General features: G+C 64.4%; 15 protein-coding genes. 3 read left to right on the top strand and 12 right to left on the bottom strand.

The features are described 5' to 3' along the window. Window positions 1-194 precede the first annotated feature (194 nt). Together tyrS and ACODSO_RS27190 are read right to left on the bottom strand one after the other, a co-directional pair. A complete protein-coding gene (tyrS, locus tag ACODSO_RS27185; protein ID WP_489039799.1) occupies window positions 195-1466 on the bottom strand; it encodes a tyrosine--tRNA ligase in 1272 nt (423 codons plus the stop codon). Between the two features lie 67 nt (window positions 1467-1533). Beyond that, the gene (locus ACODSO_RS27190) at window positions 1534-2145 is read right to left on the bottom strand and encodes a DNA-3-methyladenine glycosylase (RefSeq protein WP_489039800.1); all 612 of its coding nucleotides are present in this window, start codon (window positions 2143-2145) and stop codon (window positions 1534-1536) included. A gap of 100 nt (window positions 2146-2245) precedes the next feature. On the opposite strand from ACODSO_RS27190, the gene ACODSO_RS27195 reads away from it, so the two are divergent. Genes ACODSO_RS27195 through ACODSO_RS27205 form a run of 3 tightly spaced genes read left to right on the top strand, consistent with a single transcriptional unit; the run spans window position 2246 to window position 4322 of the window. Further along, on the top strand, window positions 2246-2977 hold the full coding sequence (locus ACODSO_RS27195) for an ABC transporter ATP-binding protein (protein WP_489039801.1): 732 nt from the start codon (window positions 2246-2248) through the stop codon (window positions 2975-2977). Further along, window positions 2974-3729, top strand: coding sequence for an ABC transporter permease (locus tag ACODSO_RS27200; protein WP_068376171.1), 756 nt, complete (start codon window positions 2974-2976; stop codon window positions 3727-3729). The genes ACODSO_RS27195 and ACODSO_RS27200 overlap by 4 nt, the downstream gene beginning before the upstream one ends. After that, window positions 3726-4322: a TetR/AcrR family transcriptional regulator gene (locus ACODSO_RS27205; RefSeq protein WP_489039802.1), complete on the top strand. Its 597-nt coding sequence runs from the start codon at window positions 3726-3728 to the stop codon at window positions 4320-4322. The genes ACODSO_RS27200 and ACODSO_RS27205 overlap by 4 nt, the downstream gene beginning before the upstream one ends. Here ACODSO_RS27205 and ACODSO_RS27210 read toward each other — a convergent pair. The 10 genes from ACODSO_RS27210 to argC all read right to left on the bottom strand — a co-directional run bounded on the left by ACODSO_RS27210 (window position 4319) and on the right by argC (window position 16304). After that, the gene (locus tag ACODSO_RS27210) at window positions 4319-4525 is read right to left on the bottom strand and encodes a Trm112 family protein (protein ID WP_068376177.1); all 207 of its coding nucleotides are present in this window, start codon (window positions 4523-4525) and stop codon (window positions 4319-4321) included. The genes ACODSO_RS27205 and ACODSO_RS27210 overlap by 4 nt on opposite strands. Before the next feature lie 101 nt (window positions 4526-4626). After that, window positions 4627-7647: an AMP-binding protein gene (locus tag ACODSO_RS27215; RefSeq protein WP_489039803.1), complete on the bottom strand. Its 3021-nt coding sequence runs from the start codon at window positions 7645-7647 to the stop codon at window positions 4627-4629. 120 nt (window positions 7648-7767) lie between these two features. Then, window positions 7768-9207, bottom strand: coding sequence for an argininosuccinate lyase (gene argH, locus ACODSO_RS27220; protein ID WP_068376184.1), 1440 nt, complete (start codon window positions 9205-9207; stop codon window positions 7768-7770). After that, a complete protein-coding gene (locus ACODSO_RS27225; RefSeq protein ID WP_489039804.1) occupies window positions 9204-10403 on the bottom strand; it encodes an argininosuccinate synthase in 1200 nt (399 codons plus the stop codon). The genes argH and ACODSO_RS27225 overlap by 4 nt, the downstream gene beginning before the upstream one ends. Before the next feature lie 40 nt (window positions 10404-10443). Then, window positions 10444-10959, bottom strand: coding sequence for an arginine repressor (locus ACODSO_RS27230; protein WP_489039805.1), 516 nt, complete (start codon window positions 10957-10959; stop codon window positions 10444-10446). Beyond that, entirely contained in the window at window positions 10956-11891 is a 936-nt protein-coding gene (gene argF / locus ACODSO_RS27235; protein ID WP_489039806.1) for an ornithine carbamoyltransferase, read from the bottom strand. Before argF ends, ACODSO_RS27230 begins: the two co-directional genes overlap by 4 nt. Before the next feature lie 3 nt (window positions 11892-11894). Beyond that, on the bottom strand, window positions 11895-13094 hold the full coding sequence (locus ACODSO_RS27240; protein WP_489039807.1) for an acetylornithine transaminase: 1200 nt from the start codon (window positions 13092-13094) through the stop codon (window positions 11895-11897). Then, window positions 13091-14011 (bottom strand): acetylglutamate kinase, encoded by a 921-nt coding sequence (gene argB / locus ACODSO_RS27245; RefSeq protein ID WP_489039808.1) that lies wholly within the window; start codon window positions 14009-14011, stop codon window positions 13091-13093. The genes ACODSO_RS27240 and argB overlap by 4 nt, the downstream gene beginning before the upstream one ends. Next, a complete protein-coding gene (argJ, locus tag ACODSO_RS27250; RefSeq protein WP_489039809.1) occupies window positions 14008-15240 on the bottom strand; it encodes a bifunctional glutamate N-acetyltransferase/amino-acid acetyltransferase ArgJ in 1233 nt (410 codons plus the stop codon). Before argJ ends, argB begins: the two co-directional genes overlap by 4 nt. Next, entirely contained in the window at window positions 15237-16304 is a 1068-nt protein-coding gene (argC, locus tag ACODSO_RS27255) for an N-acetyl-gamma-glutamyl-phosphate reductase (protein WP_489039810.1), read from the bottom strand. Before argC ends, argJ begins: the two co-directional genes overlap by 4 nt. Window positions 16305-16358: the final 54 nt, after the last annotated feature.

Genomic DNA, 16358 nt, shown 5'->3' on the forward strand with positions numbered 1-16358 from the left:
CCGTGAAGACCTGGTCGGTGTCCGTCGCTCTGACTCGACAAAAGTTACGCGAGCGAGAACGCCGCGTCAAATCCCCAGGTCGCCAGGTCACTCCCCGGCAAACACCGAGGTAGCGACCTGGTTCGAGCCGCCCCACCCGTCAGGAACCGAGAATTACACGAGTGTGACTCGCGACACTCCTGTCCTGGCCGGCGTCAGCTCATGCGAACGCCCGCGAAGTTTCGTTTTCCACGTCGCACGACGAGCCATCGGCCGTGCAGCAGGTCTTCAGGCGACGGAATCCACTCTTCGTCGGCGATCTTCTGGTTGTTGACCGACGCGCCGCCTTCCTTCACCGCGCGGCGTGCTGCGCTCTTGCTCTCCGACAATCCGGTCGCCACCAGGAGGTCGACGATGGTCGACTGCTCCCCCACCGACAGCTCCGCCACCGAGGTTTCACCCAACGCCGCCGCTAGCGTCTGCTCGTCGAGGTCACCGAGCTCCGCACGGCCGAACAGCGCCTGACTTGCCAGTTCCACGGCCCGGGTATTCGCCTCGCCGTGCACGAGCGTCGTCATCTCGGCGGCAAGACGCTTCTGCGCCTCCCTGGCGTGCGGACGCTCGCGCGTAGCTTCGTCCAGCGCGGCGAGTTCATCCTGCTCGAGGAACGTGAACCATCGCAGGTACTTCACGACATCCGCGTCGCCGGTGTTCACGAAGTACTGGTACCAGGCGTACGGGCTCGTCATGTCCGGATCCAGCCACAGGCTTCCGCCACCCGTCGACTTACCGAACTTCTTGCCGTCGGCCGAGGTCACCAGCGGGACGGTCAACCCGTGAACGGATTCCGCATCCGTGCGCCGATTCAGTTCCACGCCCGCGATTATGTTGCCCCATTGATCGGATCCACCGATCTGCATGGTGCACCCGTAGGTCCGCCGAAGCTGAACGAAGTCGTTGGCCTGCAGAAGCATGTAGCTGAACTCGGTGTACGACATACCGTCCCCCGCGAGGCGAGTCTTCACGGTGTCGCGGGCCAACATGACATTGATCGAGAAGTGCTTACCGATGTCCCGAAGGAAGTCGATCGCCGTCAGTTCACCCGTCCAGTTCAGGTTGTTTTCCACGAGCGCGCCGGTCGGACTGTCGTCGAACTCGACGAAACGCTCGAGCTGGCCGCGGATGCGGTCAGCCCAGTCGGAGACGGTCTCGGACGAGTTCATGACCCGCTCGCCCACGTCACGCGGATCGCCGATGAGCCCGGTGGCACCGCCTGCCATGACAATCGGGCGGTGACCCGCTCGTTGAAATCTCTTGAGCGCCAACAACGGAACTAAATGACCTGCGTGAAGACTCGGTCCGGTCGGGTCGAAACCCGCATACACAGTGATCGGGCCGTCGGACGTCGCCTTCTTCAGTTCGTCCACGTCGGTGGACTGCGCGATCAATCCGCGCCAGGTCAGTTCGTCGATGATGTTCTTACTCACGACGTCGATCTTCCCGCATCGCTACACACCTGGGTACGCCAGCCCTGCTGTTGCCGATTGCGGACGGTCAGGCCGGTGCGGCCCGTGGACTCCGTCGGTAGCTCGATACCGACGCAGAGTCTCGGATCCAGAACCGCCACGGTCTGTCGGCTGCGGTGCTCACGCCGACTCGCGGACCTTCGGCGATGTCGATGTCCACGTCGACGTCCGTACGGTCCACCAACACGAAAGACGAAGCGCGATCGAGCACATCGATTCCGTTGTCGCCCAGCGTGACGCCGAGCGCTTGCCCTAGATTTCCGGGTCCGCTGGCCATCTTTGCCACACCCGGTCGCTGCCCCCTCCGCGCGCGGACAGTCTCGATTCCCTCGACGACTTCTCCTGCGCGAAGCAACACGGCACCCGCGTCGCCGTCAGGACCACACGTGATGTTCATGCACAGGTGCATCCCGTAGCTCAGGTAGACGTACAACCGCCCGGCAGGTCCGAACATCACCGAGTTTCGCGGTGTCGGGCCGCGGAAGGAGTGCGCTGCCGGATCCGGCCACGCCCCCGCATCCGGGCCGCCGTACGCCTCCACTTCGACGATCCGCACCACGACATCTCCAGTCCGGATCCGAGCGCCGACCAGACTCCGAGCTGCCTCGATCGGATGTGCCCTCAGGATGTCGACGTCCACATCCACCAATCTTGCCCGCACCCCTTGACCGGATCGGACGGCAGGCTTAAATTCATCACACGATGATTTCATCAAATGATGAAATCCTTAGGAGGGCGTCATGCCTGACCCAGCCGTTGTCGTCGATTCCCTCGTTGTCGAACGCGGCGGACGCACCGTCCTCAACGACGTGAATCTGTCCATCCCACCGGGCACCATCACTGGACTTCTCGGTCCGTCAGGGTGCGGCAAGACGACATTGATGAGATCGATCGTCGGCACACAGAAGGTCGTATCGGGGAGCGTGACGGTACTGGGATCGCCGGCAGGGACGAAAGAACTGCGACGCAAAGTCGGCTACGTGACGCAGGCACCGAGCGTGTACCGCGACCTCACCGTCCGCGACAACGTCAGATATTTCGCCGCTCTGTACGGCCGCGATGGACAGTCGGTGACCTCCGCTATCGAGGCCGTCGGACTTGCGGACCACACACGCTCGCTCGCCGGCCAACTATCGGGCGGTCAGTTGGGACGCGTGTCCTTGGCCAGTGCTCTCGTCGCCGAACCGGAGTTACTCGTACTGGACGAACCGACGGTCGGGCTCGACCCTGTGCTCAGAGCCGAACTGTGGGCACGTTTCGAGGACATCGCCCGCAGTGGCACCACGCTTCTGGTGTCGAGTCACGTCATGGAAGAGGCCGAGCACTGCGCGGACCTGATCCTCATGCGTGACGGTTCCGTGCTGGCCCAGCTCACTCCCGACGAACTGTTGAAGCGCACCGGAGAAACCAACCTCGAACACGCATTCCTCACGCTCATTCGAACCACGCAGAATCTGGAGATCGCGTCATGAGCATGCAGATCTACGCTGCAGGCACCGGACGAATCCTCCGTCAGCTTCGGGAAGATCGACGGACGGTCGCGATGATTCTCCTCGTGCCGGCTCTGCTGATGGTGCTGATCTACTTCCTGTATCAGGACTACCCGACGGCGCCGGGAAGTCCGCCCTTGTTCGATCGAATCGCCATCACCATGCTCGGCATCCTGCCGTTCGTGGTGATGTTTCTGATCACGTCGATAGCCATGCAGCGGGAGCGGAGCTCGGGGACCCTCGAGCGTCTGCTCACCACACCGATGTCCAAACTGGACCTCCTGGCAAGCTACGCATCGGCGTTCTCGATAGCTGCAGTGCTGCAAGGGATTCTCGCGTGCGGCGTCGCGTTCGGCCTACTCGGTTTGTCCACAGCCGGTTCGATCGGATGGGTCATCGTCGTTGCCGTACTGAATGCCGTTCTCGGCGTGGCCATCGGGCTGCTGTGCAGCGCATTCGCCCGCACCGAATTCCAAGCCGTTCAGTTCATGCCCGTCGTTGTCGTGCCGCAGCTGTTTCTGTGCGGACTGCTCGTTCCCCGCGACCAGATGCCCGACTGGTTACACGCGATCAGCAACGTACTCCCCCTGAGCTACGCAGTCGATGCACTGCAACAGATTTCCTCGAATCCCGACTTCACGAGTCGGATGGCCCTCGACATCGGGGTCGTGCTCGGATTCACCATCGTTGCGCTGTGCGCAGCGGCCGCAACACTGCGACGCCGCACGCCGTGACCGAACAGATCCGAACCGGACGTAGACCGGGACGCCCCGGCACCCGCGAGACCATCTTGGCTGTCGCACGGGCCCGCTTTGCAGCAACAGGATTCGACAAGACCTCGGTCCGGGCGGTCGCCGCCGAAGCGGGCGTGGACTCAGCGCTCGTTCATCACTATTTCGGAACCAAACGAGAGTTGTTCGTCGCCTGCATCGCACTACCCACCGATCCGGCGGTCGTGCTCGGCCCGGTGCTGGCAGCCGACACGGAAGACCTGGGCGAGGCACTCATCACCGCTGTGCTGGCGGTGTGGGAATCCGAGGCCGGAGAAGCCGTCGTCGCGGCCTTTCGCGCCATGATTGCAGGGGGCGACACCACTCTACTCGGAACGTTTCTGATGCACATCGTCCTGAAGGACATCGCCGAACGCGTCGACCACCCTGCGGGGTCCGGCCAACTCCGCGTCAACCTGGTTGCATCCCAAATGTCCGGGGTCCTGCTCACCCGACACATCCTGAAGCTGGAACCACTCGCATCGACGCCGGCCGAGAAGGTCGTCGCATCGGTGGCGCCGACCCTGCAGCGCTACCTTACCGGCGAACTTCCCTAGGACTGCGCGCGAGCGATAATCGACTCGTGCTCGGCGTCGTCGACGTCCCTTGCGTCATCGGTGAGCAGCACCGGTATTCCGTTCTCGATCGGGTACGCACGACGAAGACGCGGGTTGTAGAGCAACTCGTTCTCCACCAGCAGCAGTGGTCCCTTGTCGACCGGGCACGCGAGGATGCCGAGGAGTGTCTTGTCGATTGCCACGTCAAAATTCCTTTTTCTCGTCCGTTCACTGCCCCGCGGATACCCGACTCCACATCGAACAGCTCTATGAGCACAACCTAGCCGACTCCAGTACGTCGGAATCAGGCTGATCCACCGGTACTGTCGTCCACCCTGCCGAACCGTTCCGCGGCAACAGCTTTGGTCAATCGTCGGTACGAACTGGAAGCGGTGTCGTAGTACCACGCCCGAGCGCTCGGCGCCGGAATCCCCTGCTTCTGCAGGACGGATGCGCGCGGGCGGTAAGCGCGGCCGAGCGGGATGCTGTCGACGATGTGCACGATGTCCGGACGTTGCACGGGAAGCAGAACCGCGACGGCGTCGGTGACGGTCTTGGCGGGCAAGGTGTTGGCGCCGCGCACCGAGATACCGCACACGGCAATCTCGTCGGCGTGGTCGAGCCGCCGAGCCACACGCGAATCACCACCGGTGTCCACCCCATACACGACCACGGACTGCACAGAGGGGAGTTCGCCGAGAGCATCGATGATCGGCTGCGTGAACACTGGCCCGCGAGCGGTCTTGACGACGGTGTCCTTGCGGTCGACAAGCCAGTAGTCACCGTCGGAGTCTCGACGGAACAGGTTTTCGGTGGGCACCCACGAGTCCCCCGGTTCGAACACTCCACGCATCAGCGGGCTCAGGACCTCGCCGTCGCTGCTCGGGCGGCCGAGGAGAAGACCGACCTCGTCATCCCTGCACATCCGCACGAATCCGTTGTCGTCTTCTTCGAGCCTGCCGGAGATGGGGTCGTACGCGGCCAACGCGACTCGAGCGCTGCCGGGAAGCGGGCGGCCTTTGGATCCGACTTTCGAACCGCCGACGTTGGCCAGAATCACGTCGTTCTCGGTCGATGCGTAGAACTCCAGTACGCGTGCCGGAGCGAATGTTTCGAGTGTCCGCCTCCACAATCCGACAGGCATTCCGGAGCCGATGAACAGACGTACCGGATGACTGCGGTCGAGATCGAGATTCTCTTCGTCCAGGATGCCCTGCATCATTGCCCACGTGTAGCTGATGACCGTGACGCCGTAGCGCGAGACCTCACTGGCAAACCGCGTCGGATCGAGTCCGCGGGACAACGCGATGCGCGAACCTCCGGCGAGGGCGCCACCGACACTGACCAGAAGTCCTGCGGAATGGTGAAGCGGAGCGAGGCAGTACACGGTGTCCCCGGCACCGAGAGCTGCTGCGGTTGCAGTGCCGAAGGCCGACAGCGCCCACCGGTGGTTGGTGACGAAGCGAGGCTCGAGCCCGCGATCCGTTGCGGTGAACAGCACCACCGCCAATTCCCGGGCACGGCCAGGATTCGGCGTGAACCATGCGGGGAGTCGAACCGAATCCGGGTCGATCGCTTCGAGGTCGATGACATCCGAGCCACCGGGAATGTCGAGTTGCCGAGCGTCACCGCCCCCGAGGACGAGAACGTTCGCGGCAACGAGCGTCGCCGACTTCAGATTTTCGGGGTCGGCGATCACGGTATCGACATCCATGACCGCGAGCGCGCCCTCGAGGTCGCTGCCCGGAGGCAACAGCACAGCGATCGCGCCGATGCGCGACAGAGCGGCGACCGCCGCCAGTGCGCTCGGCCGCGTCTCCATCAGCACCCCGATTCGCGCCGACGGCCGTACACCCGAAGCGATCAAGCCCTTGACCACGTTGTCGATCCGGACGTTGACGGCCTGATAGGTATGCACCCGGTCGTCGAACAAGAAGCATTCACCTGCAGGTGACTTGCGGCCCTGTTCGGCGAGCAGGCGTCCGAGCGAGACGGTCGAGTGCGGCTGCATCTGGCCGAGGCGCGCCAAACGAGGCAGCGTCCGAACCGCCTCCGACGAGATTTCCCGGGTTCCGCGAACTGCACCTGTCGCCGCCGCCGCGAGGCCGCGACCGACGCCGACACCGACCTCCGCGATCGAGGCCGCCGTGTGGATGATTCGGTTGCTGACCGATACTCCGCTCTCCGAATCGAGGTGCTCGTCGTACGTCATCTCGTGTACAGCGTTGGGTCGCTCCCCCATGCCTTCGCGCCAACGAATCCACTCGCCGGTCGTCGGCCACGTCTGCGCCGTCGCGGTGCTTCCGACAACGAGCCCGAAATGACCTGCACGCAAAGTGCTTTCGTAGACCTCGGCGCGCGGAGCGGCGCGGCGGATTCCGCGAACGGCCAGAGGCTGACCGATATCATCGACCTCGCCGACGAACGCCAAGACCGGCACCGTCAGATCGGACAACGTCAACAGTCGTTCCTTGATGACGAAACCGCCCGTCATCATGCGGTTGTGCACCACGAACTGCTTGAGCAACTCGGCAACGGCCGGGCCCGACCATGCGACCCACCCGTCGAGCGCAAGGAACCGTCGTTGCGGCTCACGAGGCAGGAGCGCTTCCCGGTCGTGCAACTGCCGGAGGAAATCGAGCCTCGAGCGCACTGTCTTGGCGGGATCGAGCAGCTGGAAACCGGTGCGTGCCATCCAACCCGACACAGCCAGCCTGGTGAACACGTGATCGGCCAGGAACTCCGCACCCCGCGTTGCGACGCCGGCGGGAATCCCGAGCGGCAATGCAGCGAGTGTGTCCACCGGTGCGCCGAATGTGATGAGGCTGGCGAGGTTCCGCCCACCGCGATATGCGGCGGCCTGGTAGCAGAACATGCCGCCCTGCGAGTATCCACCCAAATGCACGTCGCGTCCGGTGTGTTCGTGGACCTTGTCGATGACCTCGCTGATCGCGACAACGTGATCGGCGAGCGTGCGGCTCCACCCACCTTCCTCGCTGTCGGGCGACCCGAAATCGATCACCCACGGATCGAGACCCATGTCCCGCAGGATGCCGGCAGCACCGTTCTCCGTGGTGACGTCGTAAACGTCGGCCGACACCATCATCGGCGGAACCAACACCACCGGGGGCTTGGACACGCCCTCGTTCTCGTCGGCAAAGTACCGACGTAGCCGATACATCGGCTCACGATCGACGACCTTGAACGGAGACGGATCGACCTCGGTTTCGAGGCCTCCGAGACGGATGACCTCGAGCCCGTTCTGTGCAGTCGCGACGGCGCGCCGCAACGGTCCGCGGACCGCGTCTGCATTCAGTCCAACCACTACAACTCCTGCGCTCGATCGCTGCGTTCACGGCCCGGTTCCCGACCGCCCATTCACTGCGTTGCCAGAAGCTTCTCACACCGCCTGCGCTGAATCCGGCGAGCCTGATCTATTGGTGCATCAGCGTGCCGGGATACCGGTGGCAAGCCACGCTCGTGCCGCCTCCGCTGCGGACCGCACTCCGCCGAGTTGGTGCGCCACTTGCACTGCCGCGGTACCGCCGCGGGAGTCTCGGGACGAGATGGATCCTTCGACGGTCAGCACCTCGCGGACGTCGGGCGTCAACGACGGGTCGATCGCTGCCAGTTCCTCGTCGGTTAGTTCGTCGAGACCGACACCGCGTGCCTCCGCGGCTCTCACGCAGGCGCCTGCCGCTTCGTGCGCGACCCTGAACGGGATGCCCTGACGCACCATCCACTCGGCGATGTCCGTCGCGAGAGTGAAACCGGCCGGAGCCAATTCGGCCAACCGATCGACATGGAACTCGAGGGTGCCGACCAGACCGGCAAGCGCAGGCAACAGCAATTCCAGCTGCGCGACCGAATCGAAGACCGGTTCCTTGTCCTCCTGGAGGTCCCTGTTGTAAGCCAAAGGCTGCGCCTTCAGCGTCGCGAGCAGACCTGTGAGGTTGCCGATCAGACGCCCGGTCTTGCCGCGAGTCAGTTCTGCGACGTCCGGGTTCTTCTTCTGCGGCATGATCGAACTGCCGGTGGACCACGCGTCGGCGAGGGTGACGTAGCCGTATTCGGGCGTACTCCACGACACGATCTCCTCGGCAAGCCTCGACAGGTCGACCGCCGTCATCGCCAACACGAACGACGCCTCGGCCGCGAAATCCCGCGAGGACGTGGCATCGATCGAGTTCTCCGCGGAGGAATCGAAACCGAGTTCGGCGGCGATCTTTTCCGGGCTGAGCCCGAGCGAGGATCCGGCCAGCGCTCCGGAGCCGTACGGCGACACCGCAGCTCGCTTGTCGAAGTCCTGGAACCGCTGCACATCGCGCAGCAGGGGGTGAGTGTGGGCCAGCAGGTGATGCGCAAGCAGAACCGGCTGCGCTGCCTGCGAGTGCGTCTTGCCTGGCATGACTGCTGCCGGGTGGGCGGCTGCTTGCGTCGCCAAGGCGTCGACGACGTCGAGCACTCCGGCCGAAACTCGGCGGACAGCGTCGCGCAGCCACATACGGAACAGCGTCGCGACCTGATCGTTGCGCGAGCGGCCCGCCCGCAGGCGTCCACCGACCTCGGGGCCGACCCGGTCGATCAGACCGCGTTCGAGCGCCCCGTGCACATCCTCGTCGGATTCGGCCGCGACGAACGCGCCGGACGCGACGTCGGCGGCGAGACGCGTGAGACCGTCGAGCATGGTCTCGAGGTCCTGCGCGGTGAGGAGACCTGCACCGTTGAGAACGCGTGCGTGCGCCATGGACGCGCGGATGTCGTACGGCGCGAGTACCCAGTCGAAGTGGGTCGACTTGCTCAGCGCTGCCATCGCCTCGGCGGGACCGGACGCGAAGCGTCCGCCCCAGAGCGATCCTTCGTTGGTTCCGTGCGGCTCGCTCACAGGCCCAGGTCCCTCTTCTTCGCAATCTTCGACGACAGACCGTGAAGCTGGACGAACCCCTTGGCCGAGGACTGATCGAACGTGTCGCCCTCGTCGTAGGTTGCAAGATTGAAGTCGTACAGCGATTCCTCGCTGCGCCGGCCGTTGACGATGATCGAACCAGCGTGGAGCGCGAGGCGAATTTCGCCAGACACGTGCTCCTGGGTGTGCGTGGTGAACGTGTCGAGAGCGCCCTTGAGCGGGGAGTACCAGAGACCGTCGTAGACCAACTCGGCCCACTTCTGGTCGGTGTGGCGTTTGTAGCGGCCGAGCTCGCGTTCGAGGGTGACGTGTTCGAGCTCTTCGTGCGCACGGATCAGTACCATCGCACCAGGAGCCTCGTAGATTTCACGGCTCTTGATGCCGACGAGACGGTCCTCGACGACATCGAGGCGTCCGACGCCCTGCGCGCCTGCACGGGTGTTGAGCTCCTGGATCGCGTCGAGCACGGACACCGGACGACCGTCGATGCTGACCGGGCGTCCCTTGTCGAAACCGATGATCAGTTCGTCGGGCGACTGCCAGTTGGCCGTCGGATCCTGGGTGTAGTCGTAGACGTCCTTGGTCGGGGCGTTCCACAGGTCCTCGAGGAACCCTGTTTCGACTGCCCGTCCCCACACGTTCTGGTCGATCGAGAACGGCGACTTCTTGCTGACGTTGATCGGAATCTTGTTCTCTTCGGCGAACGCGATTGCCTTCTCGCGTGTCCACGCGTAGTCGCGGACCGGCGCGAGGACGTCGAGCTCGGGAGCGAGTGTGTTGAAGCCGACCTCGAAGCGCACCTGGTCGTTGCCCTTGCCCGTGCAGCCGTGAGCTACGACGGTTCCGCCGTGCGAACGAGCCGCGTCGACGAGATGCTTGACGATCAACGGACGGCTGATGGCCGACACCAACGGGTATCGGTCCATGTAGAGCGCGTTGTTCTGGATCGTGGGAAGGCAGTACTCGTCGGCGAACTCGTTGCGGGCGTCGACGACGACGGACTCCACAGCGCCACAGTCGAGTGCGCGCTGCCGGACGACCTCCATGTCCTCCCCGCCCTGGCCGAGATCGATCGCGACGGCAACGACCTCCTTACCGGTCTCCTTGCCGATCCAGCTGATGGCGACGGAGGTATCCAGTCCGCCCGAGTAGGCGAGAACGACGCGTTCGGCCATGGTGTGTGTACTCCTTAGTTGGTAAAGTTCGGCCGCCGCGCTAGTCAGCGCGTCGGGCCAGTTTTTCGATCTTCTCGGCCAAGTCGCCGCCGGTGAACGGCTCCCTGGCGATCAGGAGGATGGTGTCGTCCCCTGCAATGGTTCCGACGATTTCTCGGAGAGAGGCTCGGTCGAGCGCACTGGCCAGATAGCCGGCAGCACCCGGTGGGGTGCGCAGAACTGTCTGATTTCCGCTGAAATCGGTCGAGACGAGCAGCTCTCCCAGCAGGCGCGTCAGGCGGTCGGTACCGCCCGACACTCCTCGGACAGGGCTGCCGTCTTCCGGCACGATGTACACCCCAGCTCCCCCGTCGGCGGCGCGTAACTTCACCGCACCCAGCTCGTCGAGATCACGCGACAGCGTCGCCTGGGTGACATCGATTCCCTCCGAAGCAAGCAGCGTCGCGAGCTCCGGCTGACTACGCACCTGGTGAGTCGACAGCAGCGTGACGATACGTGCTTGCCGTCCCGCTCGGGTCGATGCAGTCAATGGAACCGACGACACTTCCTCGCTCACGGACGTCGCGCCTGCTCGAGCAACCAGACCAACAGAGCCTTCTGCGCGTGCAGCCGGTTCTCGGCCTCGTCCCACACGACGCTGTGCGGACCGTCGAGCACCTCGTCAGTTATCTCCTCGCCGCGATGCGCCGGAAGGCAGTGCAGCACAAGCACATCGGACGCTGCCCGCGACAGCAATTCGGTATCGATGCGGTACGGCCGGAACGGAGCCACTCGGTCGAGACCGTCGTTCTCCTGTCCCATCGAGGTCCAGGTATCGGTGACGAGTGCATCGGCACCGGCGGCCGCCTCGTACGGGTCCTCGGTGATCGTGATGCTCGCCCCAGTTTCTGCGGCGCGCGCCTTGGCCGCGTCGAGCACGAATTCCATCGGCGCGAATTCTCTCGGCGCCGCGATCGTCACGTCGACGCCTGCCGTCACTCCCCCGAGGAGGAGCGAATGCGCCATGTTGTTGGCACCGTCACCGAAGTAGGCGAGCTTCAGCCCTTTCAGATCGCCCTTCCGCTCGGCCAACGTCTGCAGATCCGCAAGCACCTGGCATGGGTGGAACTCGTTGGACAGTGCGTTGACGATGGGGACCGTGGCCCCGGTCGCCATTTGTTCGAGTCGCTTCTGCCCGAACGTGCGCCACACCACGGCCTCGACGTACCGGGACAGCACGCGGCCCGTATCCTGCAATGTCTCCTCGCGTCCGAGCTGTGTGCTCTGACCGTCGACGACCACCGCGTGACCACCGAGCTGTGCGATCCCGATCTCGAAGGAGAATCGTGTCCGCGTGGAGTTCTTCTCGAAGATGACCCCGACGCCCTGTGGGCCTTCGAGTGGCCGCTTGGAGAAGGGCGCGCGCTTGAGTTCGGCTGCAAGAGCGAGAACTTCGGCCTGCTGCTGCGGGGTGAGATCGTCGTCGCGAAGGAAGTTCTTCAGTGCCATGGGTCAATCCGTTTCGTCGGCAGAATCGAGAATTGCGGGCAGTGCCGCGACGAACGACGCCGCCTGCTCCTCCGTCAGGACGAGAGGCGGGGCTATGCGTAGAACGTCGGGCTGAGCGGCATTGATCAGGAACCCTGCATCGCGTGCAGTGGCTTCGGCTTTCGCGGCGATCTTCTTGTTCAGCACAATGCCGAGCAGCAGACCGGCTCCGCGAACGTGATTCACGAGTGGATGGTTCAGTTCCTCGATCGAGGTGTTGATGACCTTGCCGAGTCGATCCGCGTGGGAGATCAGGTCCTCGTCCGCGACAGTCCGCAGCACGGCAAGAGCCGCGGACGAGCACACCGGATTTCCACCGAACGTGGTGCCGTGCTTGCCCGGATGCAGCAGATTCGCAGCCTCCCCGATACCGATGCACGCCCCGATCGGCAGTCCACCGCCGAGTCCCTTTGCGAGTGTGATGACATCCGGCACGATCCCGACTGCCTGGTGCGCGTAGAACCAGCCGGTCCGCCCGATGCCGGTCTGCACCTCGTCGAGAATCAGCAGGGCGCCGTGACGCGCGGTGATTTCGCGGGCAGCCACCAGGTAACCGTCCGGCGGAACCACGACGCCACTTTCACCCATGATGGGCTCGAGGAACACTGCAGCGGTGTCGGAATCGACCGCAGCTTCGAGTGCCGCGACATCGCCGTAGGGCACATGCTGCACGCCGGCGGGCATCGGCTCGAACGGTGCGCGCTTGTCGGGCTGGCCTGTCAACGCAAGCGCGCCCATCGTGCGACCGTGGAATGCTTTCTCGGCGGCAATGATCTTCGTCCGGCCGGTGAGGCGCGCGATCTTGAAGGCGGCCTCGTTCGCCTCGGTACCGGAGTTGCACAAAAATACTCGGCCGTGCACGCTCGCACCGAGGTGCGCAAGCAACTGCTCGGCCAGTGCGATACCTGGCTCGGTCGCGTACAGGTTGGACGTATGCCCGAGAGTCGACAGCTGGGTCGTCACCGCGTCGATGACCGCGGGGTGGGCGTGGCCCAGGATGTTCACCGCGATACCGGCGAGAAGATCCAGGTACTGCTTGCCGTCGGCATCGGTCACCACCGCGCCCTCACCGCGCACCAGAGCGACGCGCGGCACACCGTAGTTGTCCATCAACGATTTCGACCACCGAGACTGGAGGTCGAGTGTCGAGGTGTGCTCGCTCATGAAGAGACTCCTGAGGTCTGGGTCTGGGTCTGGGTCTGGGTGGGCAATACCATCGTGCCGATTCCTTCACCGGTGAAGAGTTCTACGAGTACCGAGTGGGGCACGCGTCCGTCGATGACGTGAGCGGACGGAACGCCACCTTGCACTGCTCGCAGGCATGCCTCCATCTTGGGGACCATGCCTGCGTCGAGGGAGGGCAGCAGTGCAGCGAGGGTGTCGCTGTCGATCTCCGACGCCAACGACGATCTGTCCGGCCAATCGGTGTACAGCCCTTCGACATCGGTGAGCACGACGAGCTTCTCGGCTCCGATCGCCTCGGCGAGAGCAGCAGCGGCAGTGTCGGCATTGATGTTGTGCACGACGCCGTCGGCATCGGGAGCGATGGTCGAGACCACCGGAATGCGTCCTGCGCCGATCAGGTCGAGAACTGCGTCCGGGTTGACCGAGGTGACGTCGCCGACCAGACCGATGTCCGTCGCCGAGCCGTCGACCATCACCGAACGCCGCGTCGCGGTGAACAAGTGCGCATCCTCGCCCGAGATACCTACTGCGTACGGCCCGTGACTGTTGATCAAGCCGACGAGTTCACGACCGACCTGACCGAAGAGGACCATCCTGACGATGTCCATGACCTCGGGCGTCGTGACCCGGAACCCGCCACGGAACTCGCCGCTCATGCCGAGCCGGGCGAGCATCGCCGTGATCTGTGGGCCACCGCCGTGGACGACGACCGGATGCAATCCCACCGTCCGGAGAAACACCATGTCGGCAGCGAACGCGCGCTTGAGTTCGTCGTCGACCATGGCGTTGCCGCCGTACTTCACGACGACGATCTTGCCGCTCAGACGCTGGAGCCACGGCAGTGCAGCGGCGAGAGTCTGTGCCTTCTGGGTCGCGGCGAGGTTCGATTGCGTCACGACGAGTACGCCGAGTTCTCTTCGACGTACGCGTGCGAGAGGTCGGTGGTCCTGATGCTCACGGTGAAGTCGCCGAGACCGAGATCGATGGTGACCTCGATATCCTCGCCGGTCAGATCGACCTCGCGGGCACCGGGCGCCCCGACGCCGTCGACACAGACCGGACTACCGTTGAAGGAGACCGCAATTCGATCGGGATCGAGCTCGATGGGCGCGATGCCGATGGCCGCGAGCACCCGGCCCCAGTTGGGATCCGATCCGAACAGCGCTGTCTTGACCAGGCTGTCCCGCGCGACGGTCCGTGCACCGATCAGCGCATCGTCTTCGGATACCGCGCCGGAAACGGTGACCCGCACCCGCTTGGTGACGCCCTCGGCGTCGGCCATCATCTGATCGGCCAAGTCGTCGCACACCGCCAGAACTGCGGCATTCAAGTCTTCCTGGCTGGGCGTGACGCCGGACGCACCGGACGACAGCAGCAACACCGTGTCGTTGGTCGACGTCGCGCCGTCGACATCGAGACGGTCGTAGGACAGGCGCGTCGCGTTGCGCAGGGCAGTGTCGAGTTGGTCTGCGGTCGCCACGGCATCGGTGGTGACGACGCTCAGCATGGTGGCGAGGGACGGTGCAAGCATGCCCGCACCTTTGGCCATTCCTCCGACGTTCCACTTGTCCACGTGGTGGAAGGCCGCCTGCTTCGGGACGGTGTCGGTCGTCATGATCGCGTACGCAGCGTCGGTACCGCCGGAGATTCCACCGGCCAGTTCGTGGACGACCTCGGAGACGCCCGGAATGAGCTTGTCCATCGGCAGCCGGTCACCGATGAGCCCGGTCGAGCACACCGCTACTTCGCCGGCACCGGTCTCGGTGCCCCAATTGCTCAGCGCAGTCGCCACTTCTTCGGCCGTGCGGTGCGTGTCCTGAAATCCTCCAGAACCGGTGCACGCGTTGGCACCGCCGGAGTTGAGGACGACCGCGCGAAGCTTCCCGGCGCTCAATACCTGCTGCGACCACAGCACCGGTGCCGCCTTGACTTTGTTCCGGGTGAAGACGCCCGCAGCTGCCGTGTCGGGCCCTTCGTTGAACACGAGCGCCAGATCCGACTTGCCATTCGCCTTGATGCCGGCCGCGATTCCTGCACCCCGGAAGCCTGCAGGCGCCGTAACCCCTTGTGTGCGAACAAGTTTGCCCGCCAGCGAAGTCGACTCTGTCTGGAAAGCGCTGGTCACGGTGCGACTCCTACTGTCGAGAGACCGTCGGTCTCGGTTATGCCAAGTGCAAGGTTCATGGATTGGACGGCCGCGCCGGCGGTGCCCTTGGTCAGATTGTCGATCGCGGCGACGACGACCAGCAGTCCCGCATCGGAGTCGACGGATACGCTCAACTGCACTGCGTTCGAGCCGATCACCGCGCCGGTCTGCGGCAGTCGCCCCGGACCGAGAACGTGAACGAACGGCTCTGCCGCATAGGCTTTTTCGTACACCTCGACGGCCTGCTCCTGCGTCGCCGTCGTCACCGCGGTGCACGTGGCGAGGATGCCGCGTGGCATCGGCGCGAGAACAGGAATGAACGACACGATCACCGGCTCCGGTGACAACGCCGAGAGGTTCTGCACCATTTCGGGATTATGCCGGTGTGCGCCCGCAACTCCGTACGCGCGCACCGATCCCATGACCTCCGAACCCAGCAGGTCTGCCTTTGGGGCACGGCCGGCACCCGAGGTGCCGGTGACCGCGACGATGTTCACTCGGGGCTCGACGATCCCGGCGGCGATGGCGGGTGCCAAAGCTAGGCTCGCGACCGTCGGATAGCAGCCGGGCACCGCGATACGCGTTGCGCCGACGAGCTTCTCGCGGTGGCCCGGCAACTCGGGGAGTCCGTACGGCCATGTTCCCGCGTGCGGCGACCCGTAGTACTTCTCCCAGGCGGAGGCGTCGGACAACCGGAAGTCTGCACCGCAGTCGATGATGACGACGGACTCCGGAAGCTGCTGCGCGATCTCGGCAGACTTGCCGTGTGGAAGGCCCAGGAACACCACGTCGTGGCCATTCAACTCGTCGAGAGTCGTTTCTCCGAGAACTCGATCGGCGAGTGGCAACAGGTGCGGATGAAATTCACCGAGCGTTGCGCCCGCATTGCCACCTGCGGTGAGCGAGCCGATGACGAGTCGCCCTGACTGGACGCCCGGATGGCCGAGTAACAGTCGCAGGATCTCGCCACCCGCGTATCCGCTCGCTCCGGCTACCGCGATCCGAAGCGAAGACGACCGGGCGTCTTCATTGACAGCGTTCATGCGATTGATTATGCATCATGATGCAAGCTCATTCATTGCCGGGGTGCCTGGACC

The organism is Rhodococcus sp. FG69, from assembly GCF_057808915.1.

What these genes read in the sequence shown, in the direction of transcription:
- argF (WP_489039806.1), bottom strand. Translation starts at nt 11,891, where the DNA reads ATGGCACTGAAGAACTTCCTTCGCGACGACGATCTCACCCCGCAGCAG.
- ACODSO_RS27200 (WP_068376171.1), top strand. Translation starts at nt 2,974, where the DNA reads ATGAGCATGCAGATCTACGCTGCAGGCACCGGACGAATCCTCCGTCAG.
- ACODSO_RS27225 (WP_489039804.1), bottom strand. Translation starts at nt 10,403, where the DNA reads ATGGCCGAACGCGTCGTTCTCGCCTACTCGGGCGGACTGGATACCTCC.
- argC (WP_489039810.1), bottom strand. Translation starts at nt 16,304, where the DNA reads ATGAACGCTGTCAATGAAGACGCCCGGTCGTCTTCGCTTCGGATCGCG.
- ACODSO_RS27240 (WP_489039807.1), bottom strand. Translation starts at nt 13,094, where the DNA reads ATGAGCGAGCACACCTCGACACTCGACCTCCAGTCTCGGTGGTCGAAA.
- ACODSO_RS27195 (WP_489039801.1), top strand. Translation starts at nt 2,246, where the DNA reads ATGCCTGACCCAGCCGTTGTCGTCGATTCCCTCGTTGTCGAACGCGGC.